General features: G+C 55.7%; 7 protein-coding genes. 5 read left to right on the top strand and 2 right to left on the bottom strand.

Translation table 11 applies throughout. The features are described 5' to 3' along the window. Nucleotides 1-30: 30 nt before the first annotated feature. Entirely contained in the window at nt 31-498 is a 468-nt protein-coding gene (locus tag PQQ96_RS28595; protein WP_408298871.1) for an NUDIX hydrolase, read from the bottom strand. Nucleotides 499-693: 195 nt separating this feature from the next. Here PQQ96_RS28595 and PQQ96_RS28600 point away from each other — a divergent pair, with 195 nt between their 5' ends. From PQQ96_RS28600 to PQQ96_RS28620, 5 genes are all read left to right on the top strand, one after another. Continuing rightward, entirely contained in the window at nt 694-1,050 is a 357-nt protein-coding gene (locus PQQ96_RS28600; RefSeq protein ID WP_408298873.1) for a hypothetical protein, read from the top strand. Between the two features lie 1,153 nt (nt 1,051-2,203). Continuing rightward, the gene (locus PQQ96_RS28605) at nt 2,204-2,755 is read left to right on the top strand and encodes a phasin family protein (protein WP_408298875.1); all 552 of its coding nucleotides are present in this window, start codon (nt 2,204-2,206) and stop codon (nt 2,753-2,755) included. Nucleotides 2,756-3,000: 245 nt separating this feature from the next. After that, entirely contained in the window at nt 3,001-3,744 is a 744-nt protein-coding gene (phbB, locus tag PQQ96_RS28610) for an acetoacetyl-CoA reductase (RefSeq protein ID WP_408298877.1), read from the top strand. A gap of 98 nt (nt 3,745-3,842) precedes the next feature. Then, the gene (locus PQQ96_RS28615) at nt 3,843-4,001 is read left to right on the top strand and encodes a hypothetical protein (protein ID WP_408298879.1); all 159 of its coding nucleotides are present in this window, start codon (nt 3,843-3,845) and stop codon (nt 3,999-4,001) included. Between the two features lie 125 nt (nt 4,002-4,126). Continuing rightward, entirely contained in the window at nt 4,127-4,321 is a 195-nt protein-coding gene (locus PQQ96_RS28620) for a hypothetical protein (protein ID WP_408298881.1), read from the top strand. 843 nt (nt 4,322-5,164) lie between these two features. Here PQQ96_RS28620 and PQQ96_RS28625 read toward each other — a convergent pair. Then, nucleotides 5,165-6,700, bottom strand: coding sequence for a hypothetical protein (locus PQQ96_RS28625; protein WP_408298883.1), 1,536 nt, complete (start codon nt 6,698-6,700; stop codon nt 5,165-5,167). Between the last annotated feature and the right edge of the window lie 307 nt (nt 6,701-7,007).

Below are 7,007 nucleotides of genomic sequence, written 5' to 3' on the forward strand. Positions count from 1 at the left end.
TATCACGCTTTGCCTTTTAGTAGTTTGGTGTTACGCCTGCTGCGAAGCCGTGTCAACGACGTTGGCATACGGTTGGGCCGTCCGGTTAACGCTCCCATCCGGTTTTCCGATGACCTCCGGCGAAGTTTCGGCGCGATTTTCGTGCGCGCAAAAAAGATCGACGATTTCCCGCGTCGGTATGCTCGCGACTAGCGTTGAAATTTTTCCCGGCTTGAACCACCGGCAACGCGAAATTTCGTTACGCGCCTCGGGAGCCACGTCCCGAGGAATATCGGCACGGAAAACGTGATGCCGTTTGCTGAGACCGCCAAACTGGAACATGTACGTAAGCTCCATCCCAGCGAGTGAAGTCTCTTCTTCCAGCTCGCGACGAGCCGCTTCCAGCGGCGATTCGGACCGCTTTATCGTACCGCCGGGCAGCGACCACCGGGAGCGTGCGCGGGCGACCAGAAGCACCTTGCTGTCCCGTACGCATACGATTGTGGATCGATCTTTCATGCTATTTAGTCTACGAGGTGATGCTTCTGTGTTTAGAGCCGATTGTGAATCAGCTGAATGTTTTCAACGTGCAGAATAGCCCACCATGGACTTCCGTACTTAGCGGTTCAAAAATGACAGAAAACCTTGGCGGTTGCGCCGCGCAAATTGTTGTAAGCTGAAAAATCGAAATGATTTTACTGGCGCGAAAACGACATGAAAACTCGCTCGCCACTTATTCTCTGCTTGCCGCTCGCGCTGTTCCTTGCCGCCTGCTTGCTGTCCACTCCCACTTTCGTGATTGCTGTTGTCTGGATGACGGTCGGCGTGATGGCGCTCGGACACCGCACCTTTGAGAGCTTTCCTTCAACCGGTATTCGCCAGGAATGGCTCCGGGGGTATCGCTCAGCGTTCGTGTGGTTCTATCACCTGGCGTGGTGGCCCTGGTACGTGCGCTCGTCCATCCGGGACATCGCCGGTCAGATCGGAGCGGCGCTGCGTCAAGCGAAGAAATCGCGGGGGAAAGGACCGGATAGCTCGTCGGACCACCAGTCAAACGGCGATCGTGAGTGAACGCGCGAGGAGAGAGACGGCCGCGACGCGCTCCAATCTATCGATCTCCGCCGATCCTGCACCTTTTAATCGTCACACAATTGTCCTACGATGAACTAATTGAGGCGCAATCGTTGGCTCGCCGAATGACGACAAGGAGCGACATGCCATGCACGCTGATCCCGTGGAATACAAGGCATCGACGATCATGCCTCTTGCTCCGGTTTCCATCCCAGGCTACGCAGCAACTGCGATAGTCACGCACCGCAACGGCAAACGCGAAACATTTGGCATTCTTGGTTACTTCGCATCCGAGAGCGCGGCATGCAGGTTTGCCGTTGAATATGCAAAAGCCCATATCGACGGTCGACGACGCCCGAGGCCGCCGTTTTCCCTTCGATAAGTCCGCGCCGGCCGTTTGTGCCGTCGGAGTTGGCGGCGCCGGATGGCTCGCGCAAATGCCGGAGCGATTCCGGATACATAAAAAAACCGCAGACATTCCTGCGGCTCAAACACACACGCCGCGCAGGAGCGCTGACGTCGGTTCCGTCCTACACATTCCTGTTTCTGAAGCAATCAGCTGTCTCATCTGAATTTCAGACGCTGGTCGAGCGCCCACTGAACGACGGATCCCGGACACGCACGTTCTCATTTCGAAGGGCGGGTCAGGGTGGGCCTGAGCCGGTCGTCATCGGGCTCAGTGCGGCTAGGAAGAGCCACTCACTCGGGCTCTCACCCGGACGGTCGAACGTCGAAAGTGATCAGACAACAACCACGAGCGTGGTTGCGCACGAAAAATAGGGGTATCTACCTAGCGATCCGGCATTTTGATTTAACATTTACTGGTTAGAATAAACACTCTAATTTCTGTTCTTATGTAACTACATACACCGAATCTATCGTAACTGAAAATGTCCACACCATCGGCACGGCTGGACCAATCAAGTGTCACGCATAACCGGGCGGCCGCGACGCGGTCGTCAGAATCGCGCAATGTTTCGTCTGTTGGATGTCAGGGCCATGAGGTTTCGATCCGGGTTGGACTGCACCACAATAAATTCGTAATACTAATGATAGATTTCAAATCGAAAATCCGGCTCGATCTGCAGCCAGAAAATTAATGGCGTGCGCAACCGGCGGAGCGGGTGTTTCAAACATTAATTCAGGAGAATCAATGAACGAATTTTCGTCTGAAGAGCTGATGCAATTTTACAAGTCGAATGTTTCGGCTTTCTTTTCGCTGGCCAGCGAAGCGTTTGAAGGGGTGCAGAAGTTGGCCGAACTGAACTTGCAGGCGGGACGCTCCGTTCTGTCAGAAAGCGTCACGCGTCTGCGGGAAGTGAACCCCGACGCGGCGGGCGCAGACTGGCTGGTTTCGCCGTTGCGCCTTGTCCAGTCCGCTGCCGGGAAGACGTTGTCGTACCAGCAGCATGTCCACGACATTGCGGTCGCGGTCCAGTCCGCTTCGGCGAAGATTATCGACGCGCAGTATGACCAGTTCAGCCGCGACGTACTGGCCCGCATCGATAACTGGGCAAAGCATGCGCCGGCGGGTTCAGAGACGGCTGTCGTCGCCGTGAAGTCGGCGTTTTCGACGGCCAGCAACACGGCGGAAACGGTGCGCAAGTCGGTCCGTAGCGTCGTAGAAACCGCGCAGGCCAATGTCTCCGCGATGGCCGCCGGAGCCAGCAGGAACGTTGCGTCGCAGTCGGGCACGCGCGCCTGATCATTCAGGGCATCTGGATTTTTTAGAGCGGTCCGCCGGCGCGGCATGTCATAGCTCGCCGGCGCACCAGACTCCATTCGCGCAATACCACAAGCCTACAAAAACCCGCGCAGTTCAATCAGTGCATTGCCGCCTCCCGCAATTCTGGAGGCGGCAATGCACTGTGGCAAAGCAATGGCGGGTTGTGCGAGCCGGCCATTGGGTATTGATGATCCTCGCAGATATTACGATCACGGATGGAAAGGATGACGAAACGAATCGCTGTAGTAACGGGCGGAATGGGCGGCCTTGGAGAAGCGATCAGTACGAAACTGCATGACGCGGGTTACGCGGTTGTAGTCACGCACTCGCCGAACAACACCGGCGCAGCCGAATGGTTGGCGAGCATGGAAACGCAAGGCCGGAACTTTCGCGCGTACCCGGTCGACGTGGCCGACTACGACTCATGCCAGCACTGTGTGGCCAGAATTCAGGTTGAAGTCGGCCCTGTTGACATTCTGGTGAACAATGCGGGGATCACGCAGGACACGACACTCAGGAAGATGAACAAGGTCAACTGGGACGCGGTCATTCGCACCAATCTAGATTCCGTATTCAACATGACCAAGCCGGTGTGCGAAGACATGGTCGCACGCGGTTGGGGACGCATCGTCAACATCTCGTCCGTGAACGGTTCGAAAGGCTCGGTCGGCCAGACCAATTACGCCGCAGCCAAGGCTGGCATGCACGGTTTTACCAAATCGCTGGCGCTGGAAGTGGCGCGCAAAGGGGTCACCGTCAACACGATTTCGCCGGGCTACCTGGCGACGAAAATGGTCACGGCGATTCCGCAGGAGATCCTCGATACGAAGGTTCTGCCGCATATCCCGATGGGGCGTCTCGGCAAGCCCGAAGAAGTGGCGGCGCTCGTGCTTTACCTGTGCTCGGACGATGCCGGCTTCGTGACCGGCTCCAATATCGCAATCAACGGCGGCCAGCACATGCAGTAACCCGAGGCGCGCGCCTGTCGGTTCGTGCAGGGACACCGCACGAACCGGCGTGAACCATTCACGCAACACCCTTGTGCTTTCCATGAGAGGAATGTGTCATGAGTGAAACCTGGATGGGCCTGATCATTGGGGGCTCGGCCATCAGTATCGCGATGCTCATGGTGATTGGTCACTATCGCCGGGAGCGGATGCGGGCAAGAATGCTACGACACATGAATCATCACGAGTCGTGGCATCAAACGCATGGGCGGATGTGATCGCAACGCCCGTGCGGATAACCAGACAAACACATCAGAGAGAGGGTTGGAGGATGACACCCGAAATTGCCGGGCTATTAAAGGGCGCAGGCCATCGAATCACGGTTCGTACGAGGAGCGGCGGCATGCGGGTCGCCGCAGTCTGGCAGGTGCTCATGCCGGTCGCCCGTGACGTGGAGCGCGTCCGAATTGCGACCAACCGCGAGCGTGGTTTCGAGGACATGACGATATCGTTTGCCGAAACGTTCTCCGGATCGCTGCACACCGTTCTCGGGCAGTTCGAGAAGATGACGTGGGTCGCCACCGCCGAGCTTTGCTAACCATTCCCGGTGCCGGGTGCGTGTGATAGGTCAAGCCGAGGCGTCGGCCGGCGCGCGTCACGGTTCCGGGGTGTGCATGGTCGCTGTTCAGCGAGGGCAAGCCCGCATTGATTGTTTGCAAGAGCCAGGCGTACGGACCGGACCCAGTCGGTCACCACATGAGAGACGTGGATGAAAACAATAATCAAAAAAGGGTCCCGAGAGACAGGGAGCCCTTATACACCCCAAACAGCCGAGGACGCGATTGCCCATCTCGAACGGATCCTGTCAGCGGATGGCGCAGATTCACTGTTCAGCCGGACCTACTGGCGCGGACGTGTCCAGCAGGTGAGCGCTACACGAGGGCTGACTCCGCAGCAGCGGGCAAGGCTTGAGAGACTGCTTGAGTCTCTCCCTTCCCCGGTTCGGGGCGAAGAGCCGTCGTAGACCCATACCTTCAAGCACGTCGAATGCCGGTTGGCAAACGTCGCTGGTTGATGAAGCTCGCATCTCGAAGGGCGCATTGCGTTGGGGCTTCGTCCGTCAGCGGCCATTCGTGGAGTGCGGAACCCGATGGGCCACGGATGACTGCAACGGTCGAACACTTACCCGTCAGCCTGACTGTACTAACGACCGTTGCACCTTGACAACGGCCCGTGCGGCCGTGCTGTGTTGAAGGGCAGAAGCGGGTAGGCAAGGGAAGTTCGTGCCGAGGTTGGGTAGGCGACTAACGTGAGTCGCCAAACCTCCGGCGTCGGCCAGAAGGAGGCATTCGCGCTGAGGCGTCCTACGTCTCCTTACGGCGCGTTGCCCCGTCGAAACCACAGATGCTCCAAGGCAGAGTTTGCGACTGAACGAGCGGCTTCAGTGTGCATAGTCATCGGAGAAAACCGGTGTAAATATGCGCAGCTTGAAATCGTTTGGCGGCGGAAGGGAGCAGTTATCCGACGGCCATTTATCCGTGATTCTGAAGAAGACCTGCGTGTTCGGTGGAATAACCATTGGATGTGGGTAAACCCCGGAAAACTCGATCGCTCCTGTATTGACATTTTTAAACATTAATTCGTTTGTCGTGTAGGCGTCAAAGACTCCGGCATCGTGATTAGCACACTGCGTGTACCAAGCCCCTTGGACTTGAACAACCTTGAGGTCATTGCCCATGGCCGTGTCGTAGAGAGTCGGTATGTTTATCGTTGAGTCGATTTTGATCCAAGGCTGAGCACGATCCGGTGGTAAAGGAATGGCGATATGAGTAAGAGGATCGCATGCTGAGTTGTTTACGCAAGCTTGCGCCGCCGCTCGAACCCGTGAAATTTCTTGATTTAGCGCAGATATTTCATTTATGACCTTCGAATCGCTTGTTGGCCCGAATTGCTCTGGATTTTGATGAATATACGTGAAATTGTCCATGGCAGAATTGAGCGCACTTAAATATGGGCTTTCCCGATTAAAAAAATTCAATTGTCCAGCCGGAGTATTCCAGTTGGAGAGAATCTCATTATAGGTGGTTGTGGTGTAAGCTATGATCCACGCTTGACGCTGGCCGGACTGGACCTCAGTGGGAAATTGTTCTGCATAGGCAATCATCTGGTCGACGGTTCCGTGCGGCCACGGATCGGCAGGTCCGCTTCGGATAATCTCGACGCTCAGTCGACCATTGCTTTCATACGAACTCAACTTACTTTGGACACTCGCATCAATACTTCCGCCCCATCCGGCCGCCTGGAGCGTTGCGGCGGCATCCGTTTGCTCCTGCTGCGTCGTCGAAGTCGCGGTGATCATTCCGGTGAGGCTTCCACCCGTGATCTTTCCACTCACGAATTGATCGCCGCAGAGCTCAACAAAGGCCTCAATTCCTTTCTTTAACGCCGCTTTTGCCGCGCTGTTAAGGGTGTAGCGGCGCAACATTTGTTTGGAATTTTCGTTCGAAGAAGTCACTAACAAATAGGACGTGTATTGGTTGATCTTTCCACTATCCAGATATTGCACATTTACATCGCCACTATACAAACCAAAACCAAAGGAGGCGTTAACTGAGATTCCCAGAGATTTAGCGACGTCGTCCTCAGAGGTAACGTACTTGAGTAGCATATTGCCGCGTTGCCCCGTCGAATCGGGCGCGGGCAAGTCCGCATCAGTTTGGTTTATACAGGCAGGATGAACTTCGCCGCTCGTCGAATCGTACCCTGCTCCGACCGTTAGGCGTGCATCTTGATCAGACGGTATTTCCCCAGGGGCGGAAGCCGCCGTAGTGTTACTTTGTGAGCTCGCGGTGTTGTTTTGAGAACTTGTTGCTGTTCTCAGAATTTGAACTTTTGGGGATGACGCTACTGCAATGGGGCTTTGAGAAATTAATAACATGCAAAGCAGTAACGACCATGACGACGCTTTGTTACGCATGTCCTTCTCCGTCTAGGGTGGGCAGCGAGTGAATCGCGACGAGCAAGTTGGCCGGACGCGAGTTTCGTGCCAGCGGATCGCGCAATATTTTTTACGAGGTCGTACCACGTTAGTCGATTCTAGGTTAACGCGAAGCAACGTCAATGGTAGGGAAATTGCTAATGCGAGATGTGGGACGACGCAACTCTATCTTCCTTGAATTAACAACCTTGGAAGGCGTGGAATGGCGTTTGAAAGCACTCTGTGATGAGACGACTCCGAAGTGGGCGCGGATAGTTAACCGGAAATCCGTACGGCCACTTCAGGT

Origin of the sequence: Paraburkholderia sediminicola (genome assembly GCF_046027825.1) — a bacterium.
Classification (GTDB): domain Bacteria; phylum Pseudomonadota; class Gammaproteobacteria; order Burkholderiales; family Burkholderiaceae; genus Paraburkholderia; species Paraburkholderia sediminicola_D.

Coding starts and splice junctions, on each gene's coding strand:
- PQQ96_RS28620 (WP_408298881.1), top strand. CDS start 4,127: ATGCGGGTCGCCGCAGTCTGGCAGGTGCTCATGCCGGTCGCCCGTGAC.
- PQQ96_RS28625 (WP_408298883.1), bottom strand. CDS start 6,700: ATGCGTAACAAAGCGTCGTCATGGTCGTTACTGCTTTGCATGTTATTA.
- PQQ96_RS28595 (WP_408298871.1), bottom strand. CDS start 498: ATGAAAGATCGATCCACAATCGTATGCGTACGGGACAGCAAGGTGCTT.
- PQQ96_RS28600 (WP_408298873.1), top strand. CDS start 694: ATGAAAACTCGCTCGCCACTTATTCTCTGCTTGCCGCTCGCGCTGTTC.
- PQQ96_RS28615 (WP_408298879.1), top strand. CDS start 3,843: ATGAGTGAAACCTGGATGGGCCTGATCATTGGGGGCTCGGCCATCAGT.
- PQQ96_RS28605 (WP_408298875.1), top strand. CDS start 2,204: ATGAACGAATTTTCGTCTGAAGAGCTGATGCAATTTTACAAGTCGAAT.
- phbB (WP_408298877.1), top strand. CDS start 3,001: ATGACGAAACGAATCGCTGTAGTAACGGGCGGAATGGGCGGCCTTGGA.